The following is a 24,837-nucleotide window of genomic DNA, read 5'->3' on the forward strand; positions in this document are numbered from 1 at the left end:
TTTGATACAGATCAACGAACCGCCTATGCGTTTCCGGATAAGGTTCGTCCTGTCTCTAACCCTCCCTATATCACTGAGCCGGAGCGTCCGCATGGATCGCTCCGGCTTTTTCTTTTTGGGCGTGAGGGCGGGGGGGCGAATCTGGAAAGTACCGGTCGTTTGACATGCATCAACGCAGGGACCGGCGGGTGGGCGTAGACCTATGGCTGTCTCTAACCCTCCCTGTTTCACAGGAGGCTCCGGTTCCGGTGCCTCCTGTTTTTTTGTCCGCAATCAGGAGGGCGGGCGTGACCGGTTCCAGCGCAGGACCAGCCCGAACAGCGACAACGGCACCACCACGACCGCACCGATCAGGATATAGGGCAGGGCCCAGCGGCCGGCGTCGATCGCCAGTGCGGCGATATCCTGTACCGTCTGCCAGCTGTTCGTCAGGATGCTGGCCGGATCGATGTGCAGGAACGACAGCACGAAGCCGACGATGAAGCACAACACCAGCGTCCGAATGATCCAACCCACCAAGGCCCCACCTCGCACTCGTCATGGCGCAGGTCGGTAGATGGGGCGTGGTGGACGGGATGGTCAAGGGGGAGGTGTGGGCCGGCGATGCTTCTGCTCATCACCCTGCCAGCGGAATATGGTCCCCCGCACTGCGCGGCAGCACGCCCTCCAGACGCGGGTCGCGGACCTCGCGGGCGACGTGACGGGTGGGGACGAAGCCCATGCTCTGGTAGAGCGGCAGGGCCTTCGGATGGTCGAAGGTGCAGGTGTTGACGACCAGCTTCGATGCACCGCCGTCCCAGGCCTTGCGGATGATGGTGTCGAGCAGCCAGGGACCGAGCTTGTGACCGATAAAATCCGGGATCAGCCCGAAATAGGCGAGATCGGTTTCCTGTGAGCGGCGGTCCAGCTCGCCATAGCCGGCCGGCGTGCCGTCGACATACAGCACCCAGACCTCCACCCGCGGGTCGAGGATCGAGCGCTCCAGCTCCTTCCGCGGCATGCGGCGGCGTTCGTGCCACAGCCAGGGTTCGCCCACCGTGTCGTAGAGATAGCGGTAGAAGGACCAGCTCGGCGGGTGAGCCCGCGCCAAAGCGAGATTGCCGGCCGGCTGCCGCACGGGCGCATGGGCCGGCGGCGCGGTCATCTCCAGATAGGTGACGATCACCGGCAGATGGCCCGGCCGGCTGGCGGCGGACAGGGCGGGGCGGGTCAGGGAGAAGGGTTGGTCAGCCATTTCTGCATCAGCGTAGAGGATGGCTTGGCATAGCCCAACCGCTCATAGAAGGCCAACACCTTCTGGTTGGTGCTTCTGACCAGAAGTTGAACCTTCGGCATCCCGGTGGCGGCCAGCCAGGATTCGGCCTCCCCCACCATGCGGCGGCCAAGGCCGCGGCCCTGGTGGGCGGGGTCGACAGCGAGGTAATAGATCCAGCCGCGGTGGCCGTCCTGCCCGACCATGGCGGTGGCGATGATTCCGCCGTCGAGCAGGCACGCCAGGACAGTGGAATTGTCTTTCGACAGTGCAAGGGTAAAATCGGCTGCCGGATCGTTCCATGGCACCACCAATCCGCAGGCGTTCCACAGCGCGACGACGGCGTCGCGGTCTTCCACCGTGCAGGGGCGGACCGAGAGGGTCACGACTGCCGGGGCCCGGTTTCCAGCGGCAGATCCTCGCGCAGGCCCCATTCCGCCCAGGACCCGTCATAGATCGCCACGTCCGGCTTGCCGGCGCTGGCGAGGCCCAGTGCGATGACGCAGGCGGTGATGCCGCTGCCGCAGGACGCCACCACCGGCTGGTCCAGGTCGAGGCCGGCGGCACGCGCCTTCTGCGCGATGACGTCCGGCGGCAGCAGGGTTTTGCTGTCGGCGTCGATCAGGTCGGTGTGGGGCAGGTTGAAGCTGCCGGGGATGCGGCCGCTGCGCCGGCCGGGCCAGGGCTCCGCCACCGCGCCTTCGAAGCGGGGCTGGGCGCGGGCGTCGGTCACCTGATCGGCGCCGGCATCGATGTTGGCGAGCACCTGATCGGCGCTGCGGATCAGCTCCGGGCGTTTGCGGGCAGTGAAGGTCGCAGGCTGGACCGGGGCCGCTTCGCCCGATTCGGTTGGACGTCCCTCGGCCAGCCATTTCGGCAGGCCGCCGTCCAGAACCGCCACCCGGTCGAAGCCGAACAGCCGGAACAGCCACCAGATGCGCGCCGCCGCGGTCGCCATGCCGGCGCTGTCATAGACGATCACGGTATCGCCGTCGGCGATACCCAATGCGCCGATCTTCGCGGCGAAGGTCGCCTCGTCCGGAGCCATATGGGGCAGGGGGGCGGTGTTCGGTGCCGCCACCTCGTCGACGTCGCACAGACGGACGCCGGGGATGTGACAGGCTGCAAACTCCGTCCGGATGTCGCGCTTCAGGGCCGGCATGTGCCAGGATCCGTCGAGGATCTTCAGGCCCGGCCGGCCGAGATTGCGGGCCAGCCAGTCGGTGGAGACAACGGGGCCGGTCAGCGCTTCAACAATGCTGTCGCTCATGCTGCGCGTCCTTGAAAGATGGAGGGCTGTCGGGCAACGGATCGGCGAAAATGGGCTCAGTCCTTCAGCGCGATAACGACGCGCCGGTTCTGCTTGCCCTTGTTTTCGATCTTCGTCACCTCGATTCCGCCGATCTCGCCGGTGCGGGCGACATGGGTTCCGCCGCAGGGCTGGAGATCGACGCCGTCGATATTGAGCAGGCGGACCCGGCCGCTGCCGGTCGGCGGCTTCACCGACATGGTGCGCACCAGGTCCGGTTGGGCTGCCATCTCGTCGTCGGTTATCCACTGGGTACCGACGGGGGTGTCGGCGGCGATCAGCCGGTTCACCGCTTCGGTGATGGCGTCCTTGTCCAGCGACTCGGCCGGGACGTTGAAGTCCAACCGGCTCTTGTCGGCGCCGATCTGACCGCCGGTGACCGATCCCGGCACCACTGCGCACAGCAGGTGCAGGGCAGTGTGCATGCGCATGTGGCGGTAGCGGCGGTCCCAGTCGATCTCCGCCTCCACCGCGGTGCCCGGGCCGGGCAGGTCCTGCCCGTCTTCAGGCACATGGATGACGTCGTCGGGACCGCCGTCGCCCTTCACCGTGTCCTTGATGCGGACCTCGAACCCGTCGAAGCGCAGGACTCCGCTGTCGCCCGGCTGGCCTCCACCGGTCGGGTAGAAGACGGTGCGGTCAAGCCGGATGCCACGGTCATCCACCGTCGTGACGGTGGCGACGCAGTTGCGGGCGTAGGCGTCCTCGCGGAAAAGCGCGTCCATATCCCCCTCGGGAACAATCAGGCCAGCCAGTCTGGCACCGGAAGATTCTTCTCACGGAGGAAGTCAGGATTGAAGAGCTTCGATTGGTAACGCTGCCCCCCGTCGCACAGGATGGTCACCACCGTGTGGCCGGGGCCGAGGTCGCGCGCCACCCGAATCGCCGCGGCGATGTTGATGCCCGACGAGCCGCCCAGCACCAGACCCTGGCTCTTGATCAGGTCGAAGACGATCGGCAGCGCCTCCTCATCCGGAATTTGCACGGCATCGTCGATCGGCGCGTCTTCCAGATTGGCGGTGATGCGGCCCTGGCCGATGCCTTCGGTGATGGAACTGCCTTCCGACTTCAGCTCGCCCTTGGTGTAGTAGCTGAACAGGGCCGCCCCCATCGGATCGGCAAGGGTGATGCGGATGTTCGGGTTCCGCTCCTTCAGGGCCAGTGCGATGCCGGCGAGCGTGCCGCCGCTGCCCACGGCACAGGTGAAGGCGTCGAGCTTGCCGCCGGTCTGCTCCCAGATCTCCGGGCCAGTGGTGGTGCGGTGGCCTTCGCGGTTCGCTGTATTGTCGAACTGGTTTGCCCAGACGACGCCGTTCGGCTCGGTCTTCGCCAGTTCCTCGGCAAGGCGGCCGGAATAGCGGACGTAATTCTCGGGGTTGGAATAGGGGACCGCCGGGACCAGCCGCAGGTCGGCGCCGATCAGGCGCAGCATGTCCTTCTTTTCCTGGCTCTGGGTTTCCGGCATGACGATGACGGTGCGATAACCCAAGGCGTTGCCGACCAGCGCCAGTCCGATGCCGGTGTTGCCGGCCGTGCCCTCGACGATGGTGCCACCGGGACGCAACAGCCCGCGCTTCTCCGCGTCGCGCACGATGGCGAGCGCTGCGCGGTCCTTGACCGAGCCGCCGGGGTTCAGGAACTCCGCCTTGCCCAGGATCTCGCAGCCAGTGGCCTTCGATGGCCCGTCCAGGCGAATCAGCGGCGTGTTGCCGATGGCGCCGATGAAGCCGTTGCGGATGTCCAAGGCGGGTACTCCCAAAGTCAGGTGTGGATTTCTGGCGATACTATCAGGGCAGCAGGCGGCGGTTTCAAGGTGGGGGGTGTGAAATGCTGCATTGAACGTGTGGCCAGTGTGTAATCTGGATGCCGGGGAGGACTGTCTCTCAACCCGAACCTTACCCTTGGCCAAGCCAGCGCTTGCGCAGGGATTCGCGGTGACGGGCTAGCCAGCCGACGGCGATGATCGCTACGGAATTGCGCAGGCGGTTCTCGTCCATCATGCGGATCGCTTCGTCTACCGGCAGGGCCATGATGCGGATGTCCTCGTGCTCCTCCTCCAGCCCGCCGGTCGCAGCGAGATTGCGGCTGTCGACCCGACCGCAGAAGACGGCGACTTCCTCGGTGAAGGCGCCGGGGCTGACATAATAGTCGCAGATATGCTCGATCTCCCGAATGGCGCAGCCGGCTTCCTCGATGGATTCGCGGCGCGCCACATCTTCAGGCGTTTCACCTTCGCCGACCATGCCGGCGACGATCTCGGTCATCCAGGCCGGACCGCCCGCCGCGGCCGAGCCGACGCGGAACTGCTCGATCATCACGACGGTGTCGAGATCGGGATCGTAGAGCAGGACGGCGACCGCCGCGCCCCGGTCGCAAACCTCGCGCGGGGGCAGGACGTCGGTCCAGGTGCCGTCGAACTTCTTATGGCGCAGTCGGTAGACGTCGATCGTCAGAAAGCCCTTGTAAGGGGTCTTCTTGTCCAGAATCTCGATGTCGGGATGGTTCATGGTCGGCGGGGTCCCCAGGATGAACGGTTATGGTTGTTTCCCACAGGGTGCTACGCCGGGGCGCCGTCCACAAGCGCCCGGGAAGACGCCCGGTCCCAGGGTAAACGTCACAGCGTCGGGTTCAGCCGCAGGAACCGCACGCGGTCGGCCGAGGTCACCGCCACCGGAGTGAGGGTGGTGCCGCGCATCACCTCAAGCGGCACGACCGTCCCGGCCGGCCCCAGGCCCCAAAGCTTGCGGTAGAAGTCGGCCAGTCCACTGAAACGCTGGCCGCCGACACCGACGATCCAGTCGCCGGGCCGCAGGCCGGCCAATTCGGCGGGGCTGCGGGGTGACAGCTTTTCCACCAGCAGCCGCCCCATCTCCTCGCGCAACGTGACGCCCAGCCAGGGTCGGGCCGGTTCCTGCCGCCGACCATAGGCGAGAAGGTCGGCCAGGACGGGCTCCAGCGCCGAAACCGGAACGAACATGTTGCCGGGCAGGCTGCGGCCCTCCACCGCCTCGGACACCAGCAGCGATCCGATGCCGACCAGCCGGCCTTCGCGGTTGAGCAGGGCCGCGCCGTTGAAGGCGCGGATCGGCGGGAAGGTGAACAGCGCCTCGTCCAGCAGATACTCCCAATAGCCGGCGAATTCCCGCTTGCCGACCACCTTCACGGCGGTGGCCCCGCGATTGCCGCCACCGCTGAGCGCCAGCAGCGTGTCACCCTCCTTCACCGCGTCGGAGTTGGCCAGCCGCAGCCAGGGGGCCGAAAATCCCATTTCCGCACGCAGCAGCCCGAAGCCGCTGACCGGATCGTAGGCGACCATGTTGGCGGGGTAGCTGCGCCCGTCAGAGGTGGTGACCTGAATCTGCGAGGCCTCCATCACCGTGTAGCCGATGGTCAGGATCAGGCCGGACCCGTCGATGACGACGCCGCTGCCCTCCCGGTCGGTGCCCAGTGTCCGGGCGCTCTGGCTATCGGCCGGCACCGTTGCGCTGATGCCAACGATGGAGCGGACGACGCGCTCCGGATCCAGGCGTGCCGGCTCCGTTGCTTCGGCGGCCAGGGCGCCGGGCAAAGCGCCGGGCATGGCCAATTGCAGGCCGATCAGCGTGAAGATTGCGGCCGCCAGATGCGGCACGACCGATGTTGTGACGACCCGCATGACGCCGCACTCCCGCGCAAGGCAGGGCCAAGGGCACTCCCGGAGCCGCGCGGCCCTGTCCGTCGCGACTCGGGTGACACAAGCATGACATTGCGCTCGAGTCGCGGTCCATCAAGCCGTCATCGTGCAGTCGGCAAGCGCGGGCGCGACCGCAGCATCGAAACATACTGCCGCCGGTCGTTGTTGTCCTGTCCGGGTCCCGAAATCCAACCTGAAATCCAAGGGGAAAGGAGACAGCATGCCGATCGAGAGCGAGCAGGAGCTTGAACAGGCCGTTCAGGAGTTCCAGCGCCTGAGCGACGCGCCGGACGGCTCGGACGAGGGGCGTCGCCGCAGCGTTCTGGACGCGGACATCAAGGCGTATTACGCCAGATGCGCCAACACGATGCGGCCGGCCAAGCCGCCTTCCACCGGCTGAGTGGAAGGGGAAGTTTGTCCACGCGGAGGTTGACCATCAGAAGGAGACCGGTCCGCGATGAAGCGACTCGACACCTGCTACACCTGCCGCTTCTGGGAGGGCCAGGGCCTCCGCCAGCGCGGGCCAAAGGGAACCTGCCGGCGCTATCCGCCGGTGGTGACCCCACGCAGCCCCGAAGGCGACTTTCCGATCACCCTGTCCACCGACTGGTGCGGTGAATGGAAACGGGTTGCGATCGCCGCAACGGGCGGCGACCCGTCGGAGTCCGACGACACCATTTACGACGATCTGGTGGAGTAGGGCGCCCCCCACCGGCGCGTCGCTTCTGCTGCTTCACCGGGGATGGGGCGGGATCACCAGAACCGGCGTGTTCTCGTAGGCTTGCGGCCGGTGGTCGGCGGTGGAGAAAGTCCAGTCGGTGCTGAAGGCCAGCAGGGCGACCATCACCGCCGCCAGGAACAGCAGGACCGCGGTGACGCAATCCAGCGTACGGACCGGGTGTTCCTCCGGCTGGGAGGAACGATGGCCGGTGCCGCCGACCGGTGGGGCGGTGCGAAGATGTTCGGAATGGAGTGGCAGAAGCACGGCGATCCTCCATCGGCTGGAGACGCCCGGCCCAAGACTGAGGCCCGGTTTGTTATCAAGTCTAACTCCGCGTGGAGGCGCGCGGCATTTCGCTTCCGGCAAGGCTGGATCGTCTTTTGGGACTAGTTCATGCCGTGATGGGCGACCGTCAGTCCTAGCCCAACTGCTTTAAACCGAATTCGGTTACTTAAGGGCCACAGTCAAGCCGCAATATCCCGGAAATAAGAAAAGGCCGGATGCGTGTTGCATCCGGCCTTCTCGATCTGGCTCCCGGTGCTGGACTCGAACCAGCGACAAGCGGATTAACAGTCCGCTGCTCTACCAACTGAGCTAACCGGGATCGGTGACTGACCTTTCGGCCGCCGCCGTTGTTGGCGTGGCGGGTGTATAGCCGAACCATTTGCCCCTGCCAAGCCAATTCCGACAGGAAAATGAATTTTCTTCGGGCGGCGGGTGAAGGTCCGTTTTGCCAATGAAAACAACGCCAAAACGCAAAAAGCCCCGCTTTGGGCGGGGCTGCGCTCTACCGTTTGGTCGTATAATCCACTCTGTCGTCAGGTATGGAGGCACGGGCGGGAATCGAACCCACGTACACGGATTTGCAGTCCGCTGCATCACCACTCTGCCACCGCGCCATCCTGACCGGCACCGGCGCGCCGTTTCCGGTGCGCCCTCGGTGTGGAGCGGTGGTATAGCGGCCTGAAACCGGACGGTCAAGGCGAATGGTGACGAATTTTTCAACATCGCCGACCGGCCTGTCCGGACCTGCCTCCCTCTACCCTTCCTCCGGCGGTTTTCCCGGCCTTCGGCAAAGCCGGCACGCGGTGCCGTGTGGCGTTGTGTTCGTCAAGCCTTTGCGGCTATATACCGCCATGGCAGGAAGCCGTTCGCTGTTCGGCTTGGTGCCGGTGTCGTCACAACACATCAATAAGCGACCGCCATGACCGATTTCGCCGCCGCACGCTATTTCATGGTCGAGGGACAGATCCGCCCCAACAAGGTGACCGATCACCGTCTCGTCGATGTCCTGTCGGAGCTTCCGCGCGAAGCCTTCGTTCCTTCGTCGGCGCGTGGCGTCGCTTATGTCGACGACGATCTCCCCATCGGCAACGGCCGCTTCCTGCTGGAACCGATGGTCTTCGCCCGCATGCTCCAGGCCGCCGCCGTTCAGGAGACCGACCGCGTGCTTGATGTCGGCGCCGCCGGCGGCTACTCCACCGCAGTGCTTGCCCGTCTCGCCTCTTCGGTGGTCGGCATGGATTGTGACGAAGCGCTGACCGCTGCCGCGACAGCGGCGCTGGCCGGGCAGGGGATCGTCAACGCCAAGGCCGTAACCGGCCCGCTGGCGGAGGGGTACGCCCAAAACGCCCCTTACGATGTCATCGTCGTCGAAGGTACCGTTCCGGAGGTGCCGGCTTCGCTTATCGGCCAACTGGCGGAAGGCGGGCGCCTGGTCGCCATCGTCCAGGGCAAGGGCAGCGTCGGCGAGGTCCGCCTGTTCCAGCGCACCGCCGGGGTGGTGTCCAGCCGTATCCTGTTCGAGGCCCAGCCGCACGCGCTGCCGGGCTTCGAAAAGAAGGCGTCCTTCGTGTTCTGACCGGATTCGCCGGTTGGACAGGTCTTGAACTGAACCGTGCAGTTTACCTCTGCGCGGTTCTGCGCTACCGTCGCCATCGCCCTTGCACGAAAGTGAGCACCCATGGCCGCACCGTTTGAGATCGAGGTGGAAGAACTGGACCGCCGCCGCAAGGCCGGCGACGAACCGGTCGTCCTCGACGTGCGCGAACCTTGGGAGTTTGCGCTGTGCGCCATCGACGGCAGCCTGCACATTCCGATGAACGGGCTTCCCGGTCGGGTGGACGAGCTGCCGAAGGACCGCGATGTCGTCGTCGTGTGTCACCACGGTGGCCGCAGCGCGCAGGTCACCATGTGGCTGCGTTCCAAGGGCTTCGACCGCGCCATCAACCTGGATGGCGGTGTCGATGCCTGGGCGCGCCGAATCGACCCGAACATGAAGGTCTACTGAACATGACCGTGCGAAGCCGTTTTGCGCGCCGCTGGCTGCTGGCGACGGCCCTGACCCTGACCGCCACGATGGGCACAGCAGTGACCGGCGGTGCTACGGCCCAGGCCCAGTCGCTTGAACAGGCCCTCGCTCAGGCCTATGCCAACAATCCGACAATCGGCGCCCAGCGCGCCCGCCTGCGCGCCGTCGATGAAGGCGTGCCCCAGGCGCTGTCCGGTTACCGTCCGACCGCCCGCGTGACCGCCGGCATCGCTCGATCCACGAGCGACAGCAAGTTCAGCGGCGGCTCGACCGGGTCCGAAACCAATTCCAAGACCGTCGGCGTCACCGCGACCCAGCCGATCTACGACGCCACCGTCGCTCCGGCGGTCCGCCGTGCCGAACGGCTGGTCGAGGCGCAGCGCGCCACCCTGATCGCGTCGGAACAGTCGGTCCTGCTGGCTGCCGCCCAGGCCTATCTGGACATCGTCCAGAACCAAGCGATTCTGCAGTTGCAGATGAACAACGAGCAGGTGCTGCGCCGTCAGCTGGACGCTGCCCGCGACCGCTTCCGCGTCGGCGAATACACCCGTACCGACGTCAGCCAGTCCGAGTCGCGTCTGTCGGCCGCCATCGCCTCCAAGATTTCGGCCGAAGGTACGTTGCGTGCCTCCCGCGCCACCTACGAGCGTCTGGTCGGCGCCGCCCCCGGCGAGTTGAAGGCGCCGAAGCCGGCCTTCCGCCTGCCGAAGACGCTGGACGAGCTTGTCGAACTGGCCCGCGCCAACAACCCGAACGTCCTGTCCGCCTCCTACACCGAGGCAGCGCAGCGCGAGGCGGTCGATCAGCAGTATGGCCGACTTTTGCCGTCGGTGAACCTGTCGGCCAGCGGTACCCGCACCTATGATCCGGGTCGTTCGTCCGGCATTGAGTTGAACCGGACCGACAGCGCGCAGATCACCGCCCAGGTGACCATCCCGCTCTATCAGGCCGGCCAGCCGGAAGCCCTGGTGCGTGAAGCCAAGCAGACGGCAAACCAGGCCCGGCTGCAGATCGAGGAGTCCCGCCGTCAGGTGACCGAATCGGCGGTCAGCGCCTGGCAGGCGCTGCAGACCGCGCGTGCCAGCATCGAGTCCTACACGGCGCAGATCAAGGCGGCGCAGATCGCCCTGGAAGGCGTTCGCCAGGAGGCGCAGGTCGGTTCGCGCACCGTGCTGGACGTGCTGAACCAGGAACAGGAACTGCTGAATGCCCGCGTCTTTCTCGTCCGTGCCCAGCACGACGAGATGGTCGCGGCCTTCAATGTTCTGTCGGCCAGCGGACAGTTGACGGCCGACCGGCTGAACCTGCCGGTCCAGAAATACGACCCGCAGGCGAATTACGACAAGACGCGGGGCAAGTGGTTCGGAACTTCGGTGACCGAATGAACGAAACGGCCCGCGAAAGCGGGCCGTTTTTGTATTATGGCTTTTTTGCCAGCCCTGCCCTAGGTTTGGGGCAGGTTGACGTCTCGGGTTGCCAAGATGAGCGATAAGGGCCAGCAAGAACCTTCGATGGAGGAAATCCTCGCCTCCATCCGGCGGATCATTTCCGAGGATGGCGAGCCTGCCAAGTCGGAAACCCAGGCGCCTTCGCCGCCTCCACCTCCGCCGCCTCCACCACCCCCGCCGCCCCCGCCGCCTCCGATGGTGGAGGAGGACGACGACGTTCTGGAACTGACCCAGATGGTGGAGGACGAGCCTGACGAGCGGCCCGATTTCGGCCAGCCCGAGCCCGATCCATGGGCGGATGAGCCGTCCTTTCCGGAACCGTCGCCTCCCCCTCCGCCGCCCCGTTGGGAGGAGCCGGAGCCCGAACCGATGCCGCCGCCGCGTCCCGCCGCCCGGCGGCCGATGCCGGCCTTCGACGATTTCGAGGATGACGAGCCGCCGCCCCCGCCGCGTCCGCGCCGCCGCATGGTCGATCCCGATGACGGGTTGATCTCGCGCCGGACGGCAGAGGACGCCTCGCATCATCTGACCCATCTGGCGCGCGAACTGGGCGACGACCTGTCCATTGGCCCGATGCCGATCGGCATCCGCACGGTGGAGGAGGTCGTGCGCGAATTGCTGAAGCCGCTGTTGAAGGAATGGCTGGATGAGAATCTGCCGACCGTCGTCGAGCGGCTGGTTCAGCAGGAGATCGACCGCATGATCCGGCGGTCACAGAAGTTCTGATTCCGCCTTTTAGATCCCTGCCTCTTTGAGCCCTGGTTGAGACGTTCCTAGCGAAAGTTCGTGGTGATGTTGGAAAAGACGTACCGGCCCGCCGAGGTCGAGGAGAAGCACTACCGCCTGTGGGAAGAGTCGGGCGCTTTCGCCGCCCAGCCGCAGGGGAACGGCAAGCCCTACACCATCATGATGCCGCCGCCGAACGTCACCGGCAGCCTGCACATGGGCCATGCGCTGACCTTCACCATCCAGGACGTGCTGACCCGCTACAACCGCATGCGCGGCCGCGACGCCTTGTGGCAGCCCGGGACCGACCATGCCGGCATCGCCACCCAGATGGTGGTGGAGCGCAATCTGGCGAAGGATGGCAAGACCCGCCACGATTTCGGCCGCGACGCCTTCATCGACAAGGTGTGGGAGTGGAAGGCCGAATCGGGGGGCACCATCACCCGCCAGCTTCGCCGCCTTGGCGCCTCGCCCGATTGGCCGCGCGAGCGTTTCACCATGGACGAGGGGCTGAGCCGCGCCGTCCGCAAGGTGTTCGTCGAACTGCACCGCCAGGGGCTGATCTACAAGGACAAGCGGCTGGTCAACTGGGACCCGAAGCTGCACACCGCCATCTCCGACCTTGAGGTCGAGCAGAAGGAGATCAAGGGCAACCTCTGGCACTTCCGCTACCCCATCGACGGAGAGGAAGGCCGCTTCATTGTGGTCGCCACCACCCGTCCGGAAACCATGCTGGGCGACACCGGCGTGGCGGTTCATCCGGAGGATGACCGGTACAAGGACCTGATCGGCAAGATGGTCCGCCTGCCGCTGGTCGGCCGACTGATCCCGATCGTCGGCGACGAGTATGCCGATCCCGAGACCGGTTCGGGTGCGGTGAAGATCACGCCGGCTCATGACTTCAACGATTTCGAGGTCGGGAAGCGTTGCGGGCTCGAGCAGATCAACATCATGGATCGCGACGCCAGGCTGAACGACAACGTTCCCGAGGCCTATCGCGGGCTTGACCGCTACGAGGCGCGTAAGCGGATCGTCGCCGAACTGGAAGCGCTGGAGCTTCTGGAGAAGATCGAGCCGCACACCCACATGGTCCCGCACGGCGACCGCTCCGGCGTCGCCATCGAGCCGTGGCTGACCGACCAGTGGTATGTCGATGCCGCGACCCTGGCCAAGCCGGCCATCGAGGCGGTGGAGACCGGCAAGACGGTGTTCGTGCCCAAGCAGTGGGAGAACACCTATTTTGAATGGATGCGCAACATCCAGCCCTGGTGCATCAGCCGCCAGATTTGGTGGGGCCATCAGATCCCGGCCTGGTACGGCCCGGACGGCACCTTCTTCGTCGAGGAGACGGAAGAGGAGGCGCGCGCCGCCGCAAAGGTGCATTACGGCAGCGATGTCGAGCTGACGCGTGATGCCGACGTGCTCGACACCTGGTTCTCGTCGGCGCTGTGGCCCTTCTCGACGCTCGGCTGGCCCGACCGGACGCCGGAACTCGACCGCTATTACCCGACCGACGTGCTGGTGACCGGCTTCGACATCATCTTCTTCTGGGTCGCCCGGATGATGATGATGGGCCTGCACTTCATGAAGGATGTGCCCTTCCGCACCGTCTACATCCATGCCCTCGTCCGTGACGAGAAGGGGCAGAAGATGTCGAAGTCGAAGGGCAACGTCATCGATCCGCTGGAGATCATCGACCAGTACGGCACCGATGCGCTGCGCTTCACCCTGTCGGCGATGGCTGCCCAAGGCCGCGACATCAAGCTGGCGGTAAACCGGGTCGAAGGCTACCGCAACTTCGCCACCAAGTTGTGGAACGCCGCCCGCTATTGCCAGATGAACGGCTGCGAGCCGGTCGCCGGCTACAAGCCGGTCGGGCTGACGCAGACGGTCAATCGCTGGATCGTCGGCGCCCTGGCCGATGCGGCGAAGAAGGTCGCCGAGTCGATCGACGCCTACAAGTTCAACGAGGCCGCCGGTGCCGCCTACCAGTTCACCTGGGGCACCTTCTGCGACTGGTACATGGAGTTCACCAAGCCGATCCTCGCCGGCACCGACGAGGCGGCGAAGGCGGAGACGCGGGCGACCACCGCCTGGGTGCTCGACCAGATCCTGCACATCCTGCACCCGCTGATGCCCTTCATCACCGAAGAACTGTGGGAGCAGCTGTCGCCGGTCCGCGCCAACCGCCTGATCTCGGCGGAATGGCCGGAGTTCGCCGCCGACATCGTCGATCCCGCCTCGCGCGACGAGATGGACTGGGTGGTGCGGCTGATCACCTCGGTCCGCTCGATGCGGTCGGAGATGAATGTCCCGCCGGCGGCGCAGATCGAGCTGAAGCTGAAGGACCCGAACGCGGCCAGCCTGAAGCGGCTGGACACCCACCGCGACCTGATCCTCCGAATGGCCCGGTTGTCCAGTGTCGATCCGCTCCAGGGTGATGTCCCGAAGAGCAGCGTCCAGGCCGTGCTGGACGAGACCACGCTGGTGCTGCCGCTGGAAGGCATCGTCGATCTCGACAAGGAGAAGGCGCGGCTGTCCAAGGAGATCGACAAGCTGACGGGCGAGATCAAGAAGATCGACGCCAAGCTGTCGAACGAGCAGTTTGTCGCCAAGGCTCCGGAAGAGGTTATCGAGGAGCAGCGCGACCGCCGCGAGGCTGCCGATCAGGCCCGTGACAAGCTGCAGAAGGCGCTGGAGATGCTGGCGGGGTGATTGTTCTTAGGTGAGGGGGCGCCGCCGGGTGCCCCCTCCCTGACTTGCCTAAAATCTAGAGTGTAAAAAGTGCCAGGAGCACCAGCACGGCGATGACTCCCGCGATGCTGAGCTTCATGAATTTGGTGAAGGCGATCCAGGTCGCCTGATGGGAGCGGACGGTCTCTTCACTGACCGGGTTCGGGCTCACGGCCGCCATATCGATCAACCCTCCAACAGTTTCTTTTGTCCGCAATTTTTGACGCGGACGCACGGAAACGCAACAGATTCCGAGTGGAACCGTCAACCACGTCGGAAGGGAGGTGGTCGGAAGAGAAGGCGCGCTTAAAGCGGCGGATTCACAAGGGCTGCGAGTTCGGGAACCGGGCCCTCGACCCGTGCCACATCACCATCGACTCGGACATGGCCCTCGGCGATCAGGCGGACGGCGTGGGGGTAGAGTTTGTGCTCCGACTCAAGGACGCGGTCGGCCAGGCTATGGGCGTCGTCCCCCGGCAAAACCGGGACTGCGGCCTGGGCGACGATTGGCCCCTCGTCCATCTCCGGCCGCACATAATGCACGGTACAGCCATGGAAACGGACGCCGGTATCCAGTGCCCGCTGATGGGTGTCGAGACCCTTGAAGGAAGGCAGCAGCGACGGGTGGATGTTGATGAGCGCATTGCGCCATTGCCCGACAAACCAGGGCGACAGCAGGCGCATGAAGCCGGCTAGGCAGACCAGTTCGACACCGGACCCGCGCAGGGCGGCGTCCATAGCCGCCTCGAATGCCGGCTTGTCGCCGGGATAGTCGCGGTGGCTGACCACCGCGGTGGCGATGCCGGCTTTGGCTGCCCGCTCCAGACCGAAGGCATCGGCCTTGTTGGACAGCACCAGGGCGATCTCGGCCGGGAAATCGGGCGCGGCACAGGCGTCGATCAACGCCTGCAGATTGCTGCCGCGCCCCGATATCAGGACGCCGAGCTTCAACTTGCTCATCAAACGATCCTTGGGACTTTTCCTGGGCGGCGTCCCTTACGCGGTCCAGGCCGCATCCATGCCATTGACGGTCACGCGGGCATCGCCGTCCTTCAGCGCGGTGACGGTGCCGACGGTGAAGACCGTCTCGCCGCCTTCGCGCAGGATGTCGGTGGCTTCCTGCGCCTTGTCTGCCGGAACCACCACGACCATGCCGAGGCCGACGTTGAAGGTGCGCGCCATCTCGAACGGAGCGATTCCGCCGGTCTTCATCAGCCAGGAGAAGACGGGGGGCAGAGTCCAGGTCGAGGCGTCGAGAACCACACCCAGCCCATCCGGCAGGACGCGCGGAATGTTCTCGATCAGGCCGCCGCCGGTGATGTGGGCCATGGCACGGACCGTGCCGGCGCGCACCGCCTTCAGCGTGCTCTTCACATAGATGCGGGTCGGGGTCAGCAGCGCTTCACCCAGCGTCTTCGAGGCATCCCACGGGCAGGCGGAGTCGTAGCCGAGACCCGACGCCTCAACCAGCTTGCGCACCAGCGAATAGCCGTTGGAATGCACGCCGGTCGAGGCGAGGCCAAGAACCACGTCGCCCGCCTGCACGGCGGAACCGGTCAGGGCATTCTGGCGTTCCACCGCACCGACGGAGAAGCCGGCGAGGTCGTAATCGCCTTCGGAATACATGCCCGGCATCTCGGCGGTCTCGCCGCCGACCAGCGCGCAGCCAGCCTGACGGCAGCCTTCGGCGATGCCGGCGACGATGTCGCGGCCGGCGGCCACGTCGAGCTTGCCGGTGGCGTAGTAATCGAGGAACAGCAGCGGCTCGGCGCCCTGGACCACCAGATCGTTCACGCACATGGCGACGAGGTCGATGCCGACCGTGTCGTGACGGTTGGCGAGAATCGCCACCTTCAGCTTGGTGCCGACTCCATCGGTGGTCGCGACCAGAAGCGGATCCTGGTAGCCGGCGGCGCGCAGATCGAACAGGGCGCCGAAACCGCCCAGGCCCGCGTCGGAGCCTGAACGCGCGGTGGAGCGGGCAAGCGGCTTGATCGCTTCGACAAGCGCGTTGCCCGCATCGATGTCCACACCGGCCTGCTTGTAGGCGTCGGACATGTTATAGGACTGGGTGCTGATGGTATCCTCGCTTGGGCTGAGCTATATACCGGGCCTTGGGCTCGGGCCGAACATACTCGAATCGGAAGGCTTTGCAATGCTCCACCGCCGCCGCGCGCCGCTCCTCGCCGGTCTTGCTGCCATGTCCACCGCTCTGGTCCTGACCATGACCGGGCCGGCCGGGGCGCAGACCGGTTCCCCGCCGCCGGCCGCCGCTTCCGCCCCGTTGTCCGCCGCCTCTTCGTCCGCGGCGACACCATCCTCCGCGGATGCGTTCGCGGTGACCGGCGTCAAGGTCGACATCAACGGCAGCAACCCGACCACCGTGCGCGATCAGGCGATCCGCGAGGCGCAGGCCAAGGCCTGGGCCGAGCTGTATCGCCGTCTCGTCCCCGGCGGCGGCAACCCGCCCCGCCTGTCGGACAATGAGATCGCCAAGCTGGTCCAGGGCTTCGAGATCGACGAGGAGAAGGTGTCGGCCAGCCGCTATGTCGGCGCCATCACCGTGCGGTTCCGTCCCAATGCGGTGCGCGACGCCCTCGGCCAGAGCGGCGGTGCCGCCCAGTATGTCGAGCCGCCGGCGCGGCCCTTCGTCATCCTGCCGGTGACCCAGACCGACGGGCGCACCATCCTGTGGCAGGACCGCACCCCTTGGCGTGCGGCGTGGGAGGCCCGGCAGCCCGCCGCCTCGCTGGTGCCGTTGGTGGTGCCGGACGGCGAACTGTCCGATGCCCAGGCGATCAGCGGTGAGGACGCGGTGGCCGGCAATGCCGACGCGCTCGCCCGCATCGCCCAGGCCTACAAGGCCGGCGGAGTCGTCGTTGCCCGCACCGATCTGCCGGTGAACGGTCCCGATCCGGCGCGCGGCCTGACGGTCGACGTCACCCGCTACGGGCTGGACGGCACGCGCGACAACCAGACGGTCCAGGTGAAGAGCGGCGGCACCGCCGACGAGCTGCTGAATCGCGCCGTCGCCTCGGTCGGTACCCAGCTGGACGATTCGTGGCGGCGCGAGCACACCACCGCCACCGGGCCGGAGCAGAACACGCTGGTCCGCGTACCGCTGACCGCGGTGAATGATTGGGTGGAAACCCGCAAGCGCTTGTCCGGCGTGAACGCGGTGACTCGCACCAATCTGATGTCGATCAGCCGCAGCGAGGCGCTGATCACCCTGACCTATCGCGGCGCGCCGGAACAGCTGGCCCAGGCGCTCGCCCGGCAGGACCTGGGCTTCGCGCAGGCCACCCCGGCCACCGCCGGCTATCCGGGTGCACCGCTGCCGGTGCAGTCCGCCGACTGGCAGCTGACGCTGCTGCCGCGCGGGTCGGGTGCAGCGTCGGCTGGTGCCGTTCCAGGCTCCGCCACGCCGATGGCTACCCCGATGGCCGCTCCCACCTCGCTGGCGCCGTCGGCGCCGATTGACGGCACCACCACCATGGGGGCTCCGCCGCGCAATCTGGGTACGCTGCCGGCCAAGAGCGCGCCGTGAGCGTTCCCAACATCATTACCTTCCTGCGCATCGTGGCGGTCCCGGCCGCGATGTACATGATCCTGACCGGCCGGATGGAGTGGGCCTTCGCCCTCTTCGTCGCGGCCGGCCTGTCCGATGCGCTGGACGGTGCCATCGCCCGCATGTTCCGCGCCCGTACGGTGCTGGGCGGCTATCTCGATCCGCTGGCCGACAAGGCACTGATCGTCGGGGTGTACGTCGCGCTCGCCTGGGTCGGCACCATCCCGCTTTGGCTGGCGATGATGGTGGTCTTCCGTGACATCATGATCATCGGCGGCGTCATCCTGCTGTTCACGCTGAAGGAGACGCTGGCAATGCAGCCTCTCTACATCAGCAAGGTGAACACGGTGGTGCAGATCGCGCTGGCCGCCGCGGTGCTGGCGCCGCCGGCTTTCGGTCTGCCGGACGTCCACCTGTATGGCTGGGAACTGGTCGACCTGCTGGTGTACGCCTGTACGGTGACGACCGTGCTGTCCGGCGTGCTGTACGCGCGGCGCGGCGCCCTGCTGTTCAACCGGCTCGGTGGCGTTCCGTGACGCCGGCCAAGCAGCTCCGCTTCTGGCTGATCGGACTGGGGCTGTTCGTCCTGGCTCTTTGGCTGCTGGCGGACATGCTGCTGCCTTTCGTGGTCGGGCTGGCAATCGCCTATCTGCTCGACCCCGCGGTCGACCGTCTGGAGGCTGCGGGACTGCCACGTTGGCTCGGTACCACGGTGGTGTTGTTGGGCTTCGTCCTGGTCATGGTGCTGATGGCTCTGCTTCTGGTGCCGCTGGTGCAGGGGCAGGTGTCCCATCTGCTGGAGGTGTTGCCGACCTATGCGACCCTGGCGAAGGAGCGGCTGATCCCGGCGCTCAACCGCTTCATCCACCGCCTGCCGCACGACGACGTGGAGCGGCTGCGCGCCGCCGCCGGCAATTATGCCGGCGAGCTGGCGGGGCTGGTCGGCCGCATCGTGACACGCATCCTGTCGGGTGGGCTGGCGCTGTTCGACATCGTCACCCTGATGTTCATCACCCCTGTCGTCGCCTTCTACCTGATGCGCGATTGGGACCTGATGGTGGGCAAGGTCGATTCGTGGCTGCCGCGCCAGCATGCCGAGACGGTGCGCGAGCAGGCCCGCGAGGTCAACGTCACCCTGTCCGGTTTCGTGCGCGGGCAGGCGACGGTCTGCGTCGTGCTCGGCGTCTTCTATGCGCTGGCGCTGTCGGCGGCGGGACTCGATTTCGGACTGGTGATCGGTCTGATGGCCGGTCTGCTGTCCTTCATCCCTTATGTCGGCACTCTGTTCGGTTTCGTTGCCAGCACCGGCCTCGCCCTTCTGCAGTTCGACGAGTTCTGGCGTGTCGCCATCGTCGTCGGCATCTTCCTGTTCGGTCAGGCGATCGAGGGCAATGTCCTGACGCCGAAACTGGTGGGCGACAAGGTTGGGCTGCATGCGGTTTGGGTGATGTTCGCTCTGCTGGCCGGTGGCAGCCTTTTCGGATTCGTCGGCGTGCTGCTGGCGGTGCCGGTGGCGGCGGTGATCGGCGTGTTGACCCGCTTCGCATTGCGACAGTATCTCTCGAGCCCCTACTACCGCGGCACCGACGCGGAACGCTGATGGGTGTGTCCGCATGAGCTTGCCGGCGCAAATACCGCTCGACCTCGGGCACAGGACGGCGATGGGCTGCGAGGATTTCCTCGTGGCGCCCAGCAACGCCGACGCCGTTGCGTGGCTCGATCGCTGGCCGTCCTGGCCTGCCCCGGCGCTGACGCTGTTCGGCCCGGCCGGCTGTGGCAAGACCCATTTGTCCCAGGTCTGGCGCGCCCGCAGCCATGCCCTGGTGACGCGTGGCGACGCCCTCGAGTCGGGTCTCGTGCCGTCGCTGCTGGCGCCCGCCAACGCGGTCGTGGTGGAGGATGCCGACCTCGTCGTCGGCAAGCCCGAGCGGGAAGAAGCGCTGTTCCACCTCTACAACCTCGCCCGCGAACAGCGGGGATACCTGCTTCTGCTGTCGCGCAAGGCGCCGTCGCGCTGGCGGACGAAGCTTCCCGACCTGCGGTCACGCATCAAGGGAGCGCCTGCCGTGGAGGTCCGGCCGCCGGACGATGCGCTGCTGGCTGCGGTGCTGGTCAAGCTGTTCGCCGATCGCCAGTTGCGGCCGGGGATGGAGGTCATCACCTACCTGTTGGCGCGGATGGAACGGTCGCTGGATTTTGCCCGCCGTCTGGTGGCGGCGCTGGATCATGCCTCCCTGGCCGCCCATCGCGGCGTGACCGTTCCGCTGGCCCGCGAAGTCTTATCGGATCTCCAACGATCCGGTTCCAAAACGACCCTCTGAACCTAGCAGGGAAGCGACAGTCATGGATTTGGGAATCGCCGGCCGCCGTGCCATCGTCTGCGCCGCCAGCAAGGGGCTGGGCCGTGCCTGCGCCTTCGCGCTGGCCCGCGAGGGTGTGCATGTCACCCTGACCGCCCGCAGCGCCGAAGCGCTGGAGGCGACCGCCGAAGAGATTCGCAAGGCGACCGGTGTCACCGTCACCACCGCTCCCGGCGATATCTCGACCGAGGAGGGGCGGGCGGCGGCTCTCGCCGCCTGTCCGGAGCCGGACATCCTGATCAACAATGCCGGCGGTCCGCCGCCGGGCGACTTCCACGACTGGGACCGCGAGGACTGGATCCGCGCCCTGGACGCCAACATGTTGACGCCGATCTTCCTGATCAAGGCGACGGTCGACGGCATGATGTCTCGCGGCTTCGGGCGTGTTGTCAACATCACCTCGGCGGCGGTGAAGGCGCCGATCCCGATTCTCGGCCTGTCGAATGGTGCGCGCACCGGACTGACCGGTTTCGTTGCTGGTCTGTCGCGCCAGACGGTGAAGCACAACGTCACCATCAACAACCTGCTGCCCGGCCCGTTTGAAACCGACCGCCTGCGCAAGACGATGGAGGGGGGGGCCAAGGCCGCCGGCCGCAGCATCGACGAAGAGATGGAACTGCGCCGCAAGACGAATCCATCTGGCCGATTCGGTGATCCGGAGGAATTCGGGGCCGCCTGCGCCTTTCTTTGTGCCGCCCGGTCCGGTTTCATGACCGGCCAGAACATTCTTTTGGATGGTGGAGCCTTCCCCGGCACGCTGTGAGCCATCGAACCGGGGGTGGGAAAGCCCCCGCGTCTCAAGTTTGTCTCTCCAATTCGCAATAAAATCCGCCCATCGTCACAGGCCATTAAGAAACGGCAAAGGGAAGGGGGCTCGGGCATCGGCTCGGGCACCCGACTCCCGGTCCGCCGGTCGGTAAACACGGCAGTGCCGTGGCGACCGGACAACGGCTTTTGCGAGCCACTGGCACAGGAATGATGAGCATGCAGCAGAGTGTGGCGGCCCCCGCGGTCTACACCGATCTTGGCCGCGTCATGGAGAGCATCACCCGGCGCTTCCTTGACGTGCTTCGGATGGAGCTGGCCCGGATCGGCGTGACCGACCTCAGCCCGACACAAGCGCTGATGCTGCTGCACATCGGCACCGAGGAACTGTCGGTCCGCGACCTGCTGGAGCGCGGCTATTATCTGGGCTCCAACGCCTCCTATAATCTGAAACACTTGGTGGAGGCGGGCTATGTCGATCGCAGCCCCTCCCAGCGCGACCGTCGGGCCGCCCGGCTCAAGCTGTCGGACCGGGGGCTGGCCACCTGCGAGGCGCTGAAGAAGCTGGAAGCGATGCGCGCCGACAGCCTGCTGCGTACTGACAGCGACGGTGCGGATTTCGAGACCACCTACCGTACCCTGCGCCGGCTGGAGCGCGCCTGGACCGACCTGATCCGTTATGACGATGCCGATCCGGCCTGACTGCCAGCCGCTTTTGACACGAAACTTCCGGACCTCCTGTCCGTTCGATCTGTGTCCTGAATGGAACACCTGGGCTCATAAAGGGAACATATAAGGAACTGACCGGTTGCTGTTCTGCGTCCGTTCTGATAGCTCTATTGGAACAAGACGCGAACAGTGGAGGTTGGCATGTCGGTTCTGGCTTTCCTGCGTGAATGCATGACCCTCGCCTTTTTCCTGGCGGTGCTCTACGGCTGGGCGACGGTCGGGCCGATTTTGATCGGTTGAGGACGGTTGGGAGGCGCTGGAGGGTTTTCGGGGCGCATCCCATCGAAAGAGGTCTCTAAAGGGGGAATGCCGCGTCGGTATTATATCCGAAATCCCAGCCCACCCCGGCCGGCGCAGCGCTTACATCGGGAACACGCGGAGCCGTCCCTGGCCCATCAGAGAAGCCGAAAGGGGGCCGGTTCCGCGAACGCCGACAACGCGTGGGGATTGGGACGGATGCGGAATTTCTTTCGAAAGCGTCGTTCGACTGCGGTGGCGGACGAGCGCATGCCGGCTGCCGGCGGTGCCGACCTGGGCAGTGGTCTCGGCAATCCAGGCATCACTGGAGGCGGAGCTGGGGCCGGTCCTCTGACCGGCGGACCGGGCATGGCCGGTCCCGGTATCGGTGCGCCGGGGATGGGCAACGCCGGCGGCTTTTCCAACGCACCGGGATTCGCACGGCAGGGCGGGGTTCTTCTGCGCCCCGTGGACGGCAACATTGGTGCCGGAACTGCCGGGCGTGCCGGTTTCGAGGCGATGCGCGGCCCTGTTGCTCCGCGGTTGCCCGACATCATCGACAATGAGGCCACCGGCGACCGGCGCGGCCATATGTTCCCGCAGCCGGGCGGTCAGGATACCGACAGCGACCATGACCTGCCGCGCTTCACCATGTCGGTCAATGGCGGCTATCGCGGCGGTATGGGGGCCAATGGCGGCGCCAACGCGCCGGCCATGCTCAAGGGCCTGACGCCGGAGCTGAACGGTCTCCTGCGCGAAGCCTTCACGCCGACTCGGCCGAAGCAGCAGTTGAACGGCCTGTTCATCGGCCGTAACGACACGCTGCGCCGCATCATTTCGGCGATCGAAGAGGAGCGGGCGCACGTCATCCTCTACGGTGACCGCGGCCGCGGAAAGACCTCCGTCGCCAATGCGATCGAAAAGATCGCGGGACAGGCCGGCTATCTGTCGCTGAAGCTGACCTGCAGCGGCGAATTGAGCTTCGAGGACATCTTCAGGCACTTCCTGAAGAAGATACCGTCGACCTATTACCGCTCGGCGCTCGACAACCCATTCGCGGCGCGGCGCAACTTCGCCAGCTTCAACGAACTGCTGCCGGACGGCACCTTCAGCGTCACTGAACTGAACGAGGTGCTGGCGGGCATCCACGCCACCCACGTCCTGCTGATCCTGGACGAGTATGACCGCGTCCTGGACGAGGATTTCCGCAACAAGCTGGCGGAACTGTTCAAAAACCTGACGGACAGCTCGATCCCCGTCACCCTGCTGGTTGTCGGCGTCGCCGAGAACCTTGACCAGCTGTTGGGCAAGCATCCGTCGATCCAGCGCTCGCTGGTGCCGGTCCATCTGCCGCTGATGACTGATCAGGAGATCGGCCGGCTGATCCAGGCCGGTGCACAGAATGCCGGCATCGAGTTCGCCCCCGACGTTGTGCGGCGGATCGCCGAATTCGTGCGGGGACTGCCTTATTACGCTCAGCTTCTCGGTCTGCATGCGGCGCGCAGCGCCGTCAGCCGTGGCAGCAAACTGGTGGAGCGGCCGGATCTCGCCTATGCCGTCGCCCGCTGCCTTCAGGAGGCCGAGCGCGGCATCGTCGAGAGCTATGCCCGTGCGCTGGCCGCCGATCGCCGGGCAGAATTGGAAGATGCGCTGCTGGCGGCGGCGCTGTGTCCGGCCGATGCCTATGGCGTGTTCGATCCCAATGATCTGGCGGGTGACAGCGGCGAGCTGCCGAGCGTCGCTACGCTCGACCTGCTGAAACGCCTGACGCGGGAGGATCATGGCGGCGTTCTGGCCCCGGTGATTGAGCCCGGACTGGAGCGCTACCGCTTCCGCAATCAGATGATGCGCCAATACGTCCTGATGCGTCAGGCGAGCGAGCGCGGCCAGATCTGATCCATCCCCGATCAGGCCGTCCTTCGGCCCTTCCCCGGCGACGGGGAAGGGCCACTCTTTCATACCGGGTTTCCGGTAAGGTCGCGGGGCGTTACAGGAACGCTGCACGCCGCTGGCCACTGGCCTTCTGCCAGGACCATTCGACCACGACGCTCAGCAGCCGCTCCAGCGACGGCTTCACTTCTGCCGCCAGGGCGGGACGGAAGTGATAGGGGGCGTCCTCGTCCATATAGGTGGATTGGGTCAGCTCCAGCTGGATGGCGTGGATGTTCTCTTCCGGCTGGCCATAGCTGCGGATGATGAAGCCGCCGCGCAGTCGGCCGTTCAGTGCGGCGGAATAGCGTTCCGATGCCGAAAGGACGTTCATCAGCCGGACCACCAGCGGCTGGGCCGCGCTGCTGCCGTCACCGGTGCCCAGGTTGAAGTCGGGCAGGGTTCCATCGAAGAAGCGGGGAACGCTGCTGCGCACCGAATGGGCGTCGAACAGGATCGCGACACCGTATCGGTCGCGCAGGGCGCGCAGCTCGCTGCGAAGCTGTTCATGATAGGGACGCCAGTAGGCGCCGACCCGCCGATCGATCTCCGCAAGGTCGGGCTCCTGCCCGGGCTGGTAGATCGGTGTGCGGTCGAAGGTGGTCAGCGGACAGATCCCGGTCGGGTCCAGCCCGGGTTGCGGCACGATGCCGTCGGGATCACGATTCAGGTCCACCACGTAGCGCGAACAGAGTGCGGTCAGGAAACCGATTCCGAGTGCCGGTGCGAAGTGGTACAACCGATCCAGATGGCGGTCGACGTCGGGCTGCGCCAGTCCCGCCGGCGTCATCGTCGCGGCGATGTCCGGCGGAATCATGGTCCCGACATGCGGAATGCTGAGCAGAACCGGGGTTTCGCCCGGCTGGAAGCGGAAGGTTTCCATGGCTCGTCTCGTCATCGGAACGGCTTGCGCCGGACTGTGTGCAGTGCGGCAGGGCCAGCGATGGGACTATGAAGCGCGCTGCCGCACCCCGTCAAACAGATTGCGTTTTTTTGAAAGGATCGGGATGCCGCGCCGACGGAAACCTGTCCTTCCGCGCCGAATCGCCTATCCCGCTGCGCTGAATTGCCGGTTG

At 66.0% G+C, this 24,837-nt stretch carries 27 protein-coding genes and 2 tRNA genes; 14 read left to right on the forward strand and 15 right to left on the reverse strand.

What is annotated here, in order from left to right:
- Positions 1–273: 273 nt before the first annotated feature.
- The 8 genes from E6C72_RS09655 to E6C72_RS09690 form a co-directional block, all read right to left on the reverse strand.
- Positions 274–516 carry a hypothetical protein gene (locus E6C72_RS09655; protein WP_247875989.1) on the reverse strand — a complete coding sequence of 81 codons (243 nt, stop codon included), beginning with the start codon at positions 514–516 and terminating at the stop codon, positions 274–276.
- 100 nt (positions 517–616) lie between these two features.
- Positions 617–1,234 carry a GNAT family N-acetyltransferase gene (locus E6C72_RS09660; protein WP_109443424.1) on the reverse strand — a complete coding sequence of 206 codons (618 nt, stop codon included), beginning with the start codon at positions 1,232–1,234 and terminating at the stop codon, positions 617–619.
- Positions 1,210–1,638 (reverse strand): GNAT family acetyltransferase, encoded by a 429-nt coding sequence (locus E6C72_RS09665; protein ID WP_247875988.1) that lies wholly within the window; start codon positions 1,636–1,638, stop codon positions 1,210–1,212. Before E6C72_RS09665 ends, E6C72_RS09660 begins: the two co-directional genes overlap by 25 nt.
- Positions 1,635–2,522: a sulfurtransferase gene (locus E6C72_RS09670; protein ID WP_109443422.1), complete on the reverse strand. Its 888-nt coding sequence runs from the start codon at positions 2,520–2,522 to the stop codon at positions 1,635–1,637. Before E6C72_RS09670 ends, E6C72_RS09665 begins: the two co-directional genes overlap by 4 nt.
- 56 nt (positions 2,523–2,578) lie before the next feature.
- Positions 2,579–3,286, reverse strand: a complete 708-nt coding sequence (locus tag E6C72_RS09675; protein WP_109443421.1) for an alanyl-tRNA editing protein — start codon at positions 3,284–3,286, stop codon at positions 2,579–2,581.
- Between the two features lie 17 nt (positions 3,287–3,303).
- Positions 3,304–4,305: a cysteine synthase A gene (locus E6C72_RS09680; RefSeq protein ID WP_109443420.1), complete on the reverse strand. Its 1,002-nt coding sequence runs from the start codon at positions 4,303–4,305 to the stop codon at positions 3,304–3,306.
- A 151-nt stretch (positions 4,306–4,456) separates the two neighbouring features.
- Positions 4,457–5,068: an NUDIX domain-containing protein gene (locus E6C72_RS09685; protein WP_109443419.1), complete on the reverse strand. Its 612-nt coding sequence runs from the start codon at positions 5,066–5,068 to the stop codon at positions 4,457–4,459.
- Between the two features lie 107 nt (positions 5,069–5,175).
- Positions 5,176–6,216, reverse strand: a complete 1,041-nt coding sequence (locus E6C72_RS09690) for a S1C family serine protease (RefSeq protein ID WP_109443418.1) — start codon at positions 6,214–6,216, stop codon at positions 5,176–5,178.
- 238 nt (positions 6,217–6,454) lie between these two features.
- Between E6C72_RS09690 and E6C72_RS09695 the strand changes: the two genes are divergently transcribed.
- Positions 6,455–6,634 carry a hypothetical protein gene (locus tag E6C72_RS09695; protein ID WP_109443417.1) on the forward strand — a complete coding sequence of 60 codons (180 nt, stop codon included), beginning with the start codon at positions 6,455–6,457 and terminating at the stop codon, positions 6,632–6,634.
- Positions 6,635–6,691: 57 nt separating this feature from the next.
- Complete coding sequence (locus E6C72_RS09700) at positions 6,692–6,934, forward strand: hypothetical protein (RefSeq protein ID WP_109443416.1); 243 nt, start codon at positions 6,692–6,694, stop codon at positions 6,932–6,934.
- Between the two features lie 33 nt (positions 6,935–6,967).
- Here the strand turns inward: E6C72_RS09700 and E6C72_RS09705 are convergent, their stop codons facing one another.
- The 3 genes from E6C72_RS09705 to E6C72_RS09715 all read right to left on the reverse strand — a co-directional run bounded on the left by E6C72_RS09705 (position 6,968) and on the right by E6C72_RS09715 (position 7,854).
- Complete coding sequence (locus E6C72_RS09705; protein WP_109443415.1) at positions 6,968–7,219, reverse strand: hypothetical protein; 252 nt, start codon at positions 7,217–7,219, stop codon at positions 6,968–6,970.
- Between the two features lie 264 nt (positions 7,220–7,483).
- A tRNA-Asn gene (locus E6C72_RS09710) sits at positions 7,484–7,559 on the reverse strand.
- Positions 7,560–7,780: 221 nt separating this feature from the next.
- Positions 7,781–7,854, reverse strand: a tRNA-Cys gene (locus tag E6C72_RS09715).
- Between the two features lie 305 nt (positions 7,855–8,159).
- Here E6C72_RS09715 and E6C72_RS09720 point away from each other — a divergent pair.
- The 5 genes from E6C72_RS09720 (at position 8,160) to E6C72_RS09740 (ending at position 14,155) form a co-directional block, all read left to right on the forward strand.
- The gene (locus tag E6C72_RS09720) at positions 8,160–8,816 is read left to right on the forward strand and encodes a protein-L-isoaspartate O-methyltransferase (RefSeq protein WP_109443414.1); all 657 of its coding nucleotides are present in this window, start codon (positions 8,160–8,162) and stop codon (positions 8,814–8,816) included.
- A 102-nt stretch (positions 8,817–8,918) separates the two neighbouring features.
- Positions 8,919–9,245, forward strand: coding sequence for a rhodanese-like domain-containing protein (locus E6C72_RS09725; protein ID WP_109047493.1), 327 nt, complete (start codon positions 8,919–8,921; stop codon positions 9,243–9,245).
- Between the two features lie 2 nt (positions 9,246–9,247).
- Positions 9,248–10,651, forward strand: a complete 1,404-nt coding sequence (locus E6C72_RS09730; protein ID WP_109443413.1) for a TolC family outer membrane protein — start codon at positions 9,248–9,250, stop codon at positions 10,649–10,651.
- Positions 10,652–10,747: 96 nt separating this feature from the next.
- Positions 10,748–11,440, forward strand: a complete 693-nt coding sequence (locus E6C72_RS09735) for a DUF2497 domain-containing protein (RefSeq protein ID WP_109443412.1) — start codon at positions 10,748–10,750, stop codon at positions 11,438–11,440.
- A 66-nt stretch (positions 11,441–11,506) separates the two neighbouring features.
- Complete coding sequence (locus E6C72_RS09740; RefSeq protein WP_199228905.1) at positions 11,507–14,155, forward strand: valine--tRNA ligase; 2,649 nt, start codon at positions 11,507–11,509, stop codon at positions 14,153–14,155.
- A 55-nt stretch (positions 14,156–14,210) separates the two neighbouring features.
- Here the strand turns inward: E6C72_RS09740 and E6C72_RS09745 are convergent, their stop codons facing one another.
- From E6C72_RS09745 to purM, 3 genes are all read right to left on the reverse strand, one after another.
- Complete coding sequence (locus E6C72_RS09745) at positions 14,211–14,354, reverse strand: aa3-type cytochrome c oxidase subunit IV (protein WP_109443410.1); 144 nt, start codon at positions 14,352–14,354, stop codon at positions 14,211–14,213.
- A gap of 125 nt (positions 14,355–14,479) precedes the next feature.
- The gene (gene purN / locus E6C72_RS09750; RefSeq protein ID WP_109443409.1) at positions 14,480–15,133 is read right to left on the reverse strand and encodes a phosphoribosylglycinamide formyltransferase; all 654 of its coding nucleotides are present in this window, start codon (positions 15,131–15,133) and stop codon (positions 14,480–14,482) included.
- 36 nt (positions 15,134–15,169) lie between these two features.
- Positions 15,170–16,231, reverse strand: a complete 1,062-nt coding sequence (gene purM, locus E6C72_RS09755; RefSeq protein WP_109443408.1) for a phosphoribosylformylglycinamidine cyclo-ligase — start codon at positions 16,229–16,231, stop codon at positions 15,170–15,172.
- A gap of 97 nt (positions 16,232–16,328) precedes the next feature.
- Between purM and E6C72_RS09760 the strand changes: the two genes are divergently transcribed.
- From E6C72_RS09760 to E6C72_RS09790, 7 genes are all read left to right on the forward strand, one after another.
- On the forward strand, positions 16,329–17,720 hold the full coding sequence (locus tag E6C72_RS09760) for a DUF2066 domain-containing protein (RefSeq protein WP_169055145.1): 1,392 nt from the start codon (positions 16,329–16,331) through the stop codon (positions 17,718–17,720).
- Positions 17,717–18,277 (forward strand): CDP-alcohol phosphatidyltransferase family protein, encoded by a 561-nt coding sequence (locus E6C72_RS09765; protein ID WP_109443406.1) that lies wholly within the window; start codon positions 17,717–17,719, stop codon positions 18,275–18,277. The genes E6C72_RS09760 and E6C72_RS09765 overlap by 4 nt, the downstream gene beginning before the upstream one ends.
- Complete coding sequence (locus E6C72_RS09770; RefSeq protein ID WP_109443405.1) at positions 18,274–19,341, forward strand: AI-2E family transporter; 1,068 nt, start codon at positions 18,274–18,276, stop codon at positions 19,339–19,341. The genes E6C72_RS09765 and E6C72_RS09770 overlap by 4 nt, the downstream gene beginning before the upstream one ends.
- Before the next feature lie 13 nt (positions 19,342–19,354).
- A complete protein-coding gene (locus E6C72_RS09775; protein ID WP_109443404.1) occupies positions 19,355–20,062 on the forward strand; it encodes a DnaA ATPase domain-containing protein in 708 nt (235 codons plus the stop codon).
- A 22-nt stretch (positions 20,063–20,084) separates the two neighbouring features.
- Positions 20,085–20,864 carry an SDR family oxidoreductase gene (locus E6C72_RS09780; protein WP_109443403.1) on the forward strand — a complete coding sequence of 260 codons (780 nt, stop codon included), beginning with the start codon at positions 20,085–20,087 and terminating at the stop codon, positions 20,862–20,864.
- A gap of 221 nt (positions 20,865–21,085) precedes the next feature.
- Positions 21,086–21,568, forward strand: coding sequence for a MarR family winged helix-turn-helix transcriptional regulator (locus E6C72_RS09785; RefSeq protein ID WP_247875986.1), 483 nt, complete (start codon positions 21,086–21,088; stop codon positions 21,566–21,568).
- Positions 21,569–22,201: 633 nt separating this feature from the next.
- Entirely contained in the window at positions 22,202–23,728 is a 1,527-nt protein-coding gene (locus tag E6C72_RS09790) for an ATP-binding protein (RefSeq protein WP_247875985.1), read from the forward strand.
- Positions 23,729–23,819: 91 nt separating this feature from the next.
- On the opposite strand, the gene hutG is transcribed toward E6C72_RS09790, so the two are convergent.
- Complete coding sequence (hutG, locus tag E6C72_RS09795; protein WP_109443401.1) at positions 23,820–24,644, reverse strand: N-formylglutamate deformylase; 825 nt, start codon at positions 24,642–24,644, stop codon at positions 23,820–23,822.
- Positions 24,645–24,837: the final 193 nt, after the last annotated feature.

Origin of the sequence: Azospirillum sp. TSH100 (genome assembly GCF_004923295.1) — a bacterium.
Lineage (GTDB): Bacteria > Pseudomonadota > Alphaproteobacteria > Azospirillales > Azospirillaceae > Azospirillum.

What these genes read in the sequence shown, in the direction of transcription:
- E6C72_RS09790 (WP_247875985.1), top strand. Translation starts at nt 22,202, where the DNA reads ATGGCCGGTCCCGGTATCGGTGCGCCGGGGATGGGCAACGCCGGCGGC.
- E6C72_RS09740 (WP_199228905.1), top strand. Translation starts at nt 11,507, where the DNA reads ATGTTGGAAAAGACGTACCGGCCCGCCGAGGTCGAGGAGAAGCACTAC.
- E6C72_RS09695 (WP_109443417.1), top strand. Translation starts at nt 6,455, where the DNA reads ATGCCGATCGAGAGCGAGCAGGAGCTTGAACAGGCCGTTCAGGAGTTC.
- E6C72_RS09660 (WP_109443424.1), bottom strand. Translation starts at nt 1,234, where the DNA reads ATGGCTGACCAACCCTTCTCCCTGACCCGCCCCGCCCTGTCCGCCGCC.
- purN (WP_109443409.1), bottom strand. Translation starts at nt 15,133, where the DNA reads ATGAGCAAGTTGAAGCTCGGCGTCCTGATATCGGGGCGCGGCAGCAAT.
- E6C72_RS09775 (WP_109443404.1), top strand. Translation starts at nt 19,355, where the DNA reads ATGAGCTTGCCGGCGCAAATACCGCTCGACCTCGGGCACAGGACGGCG.
- E6C72_RS09760 (WP_169055145.1), top strand. Translation starts at nt 16,329, where the DNA reads ATGCTCCACCGCCGCCGCGCGCCGCTCCTCGCCGGTCTTGCTGCCATG.
- purM (WP_109443408.1), bottom strand. Translation starts at nt 16,231, where the DNA reads ATGTCCGACGCCTACAAGCAGGCCGGTGTGGACATCGATGCGGGCAAC.
- E6C72_RS09670 (WP_109443422.1), bottom strand. Translation starts at nt 2,522, where the DNA reads ATGAGCGACAGCATTGTTGAAGCGCTGACCGGCCCCGTTGTCTCCACC.
- E6C72_RS09745 (WP_109443410.1), bottom strand. Translation starts at nt 14,354, where the DNA reads ATGGCGGCCGTGAGCCCGAACCCGGTCAGTGAAGAGACCGTCCGCTCC.
- E6C72_RS09730 (WP_109443413.1), top strand. Translation starts at nt 9,248, where the DNA reads ATGACCGTGCGAAGCCGTTTTGCGCGCCGCTGGCTGCTGGCGACGGCC.
- E6C72_RS09720 (WP_109443414.1), top strand. Translation starts at nt 8,160, where the DNA reads ATGACCGATTTCGCCGCCGCACGCTATTTCATGGTCGAGGGACAGATC.
- E6C72_RS09780 (WP_109443403.1), top strand. Translation starts at nt 20,085, where the DNA reads ATGGATTTGGGAATCGCCGGCCGCCGTGCCATCGTCTGCGCCGCCAGC.
- E6C72_RS09690 (WP_109443418.1), bottom strand. Translation starts at nt 6,216, where the DNA reads ATGCGGGTCGTCACAACATCGGTCGTGCCGCATCTGGCGGCCGCAATC.
- E6C72_RS09685 (WP_109443419.1), bottom strand. Translation starts at nt 5,068, where the DNA reads ATGAACCATCCCGACATCGAGATTCTGGACAAGAAGACCCCTTACAAG.
- hutG (WP_109443401.1), bottom strand. Translation starts at nt 24,644, where the DNA reads ATGGAAACCTTCCGCTTCCAGCCGGGCGAAACCCCGGTTCTGCTCAGC.
- E6C72_RS09700 (WP_109443416.1), top strand. Translation starts at nt 6,692, where the DNA reads ATGAAGCGACTCGACACCTGCTACACCTGCCGCTTCTGGGAGGGCCAG.
- E6C72_RS09735 (WP_109443412.1), top strand. Translation starts at nt 10,748, where the DNA reads ATGAGCGATAAGGGCCAGCAAGAACCTTCGATGGAGGAAATCCTCGCC.
- E6C72_RS09785 (WP_247875986.1), top strand. Translation starts at nt 21,086, where the DNA reads ATGCAGCAGAGTGTGGCGGCCCCCGCGGTCTACACCGATCTTGGCCGC.
- E6C72_RS09675 (WP_109443421.1), bottom strand. Translation starts at nt 3,286, where the DNA reads ATGGACGCGCTTTTCCGCGAGGACGCCTACGCCCGCAACTGCGTCGCC.
- E6C72_RS09725 (WP_109047493.1), top strand. Translation starts at nt 8,919, where the DNA reads ATGGCCGCACCGTTTGAGATCGAGGTGGAAGAACTGGACCGCCGCCGC.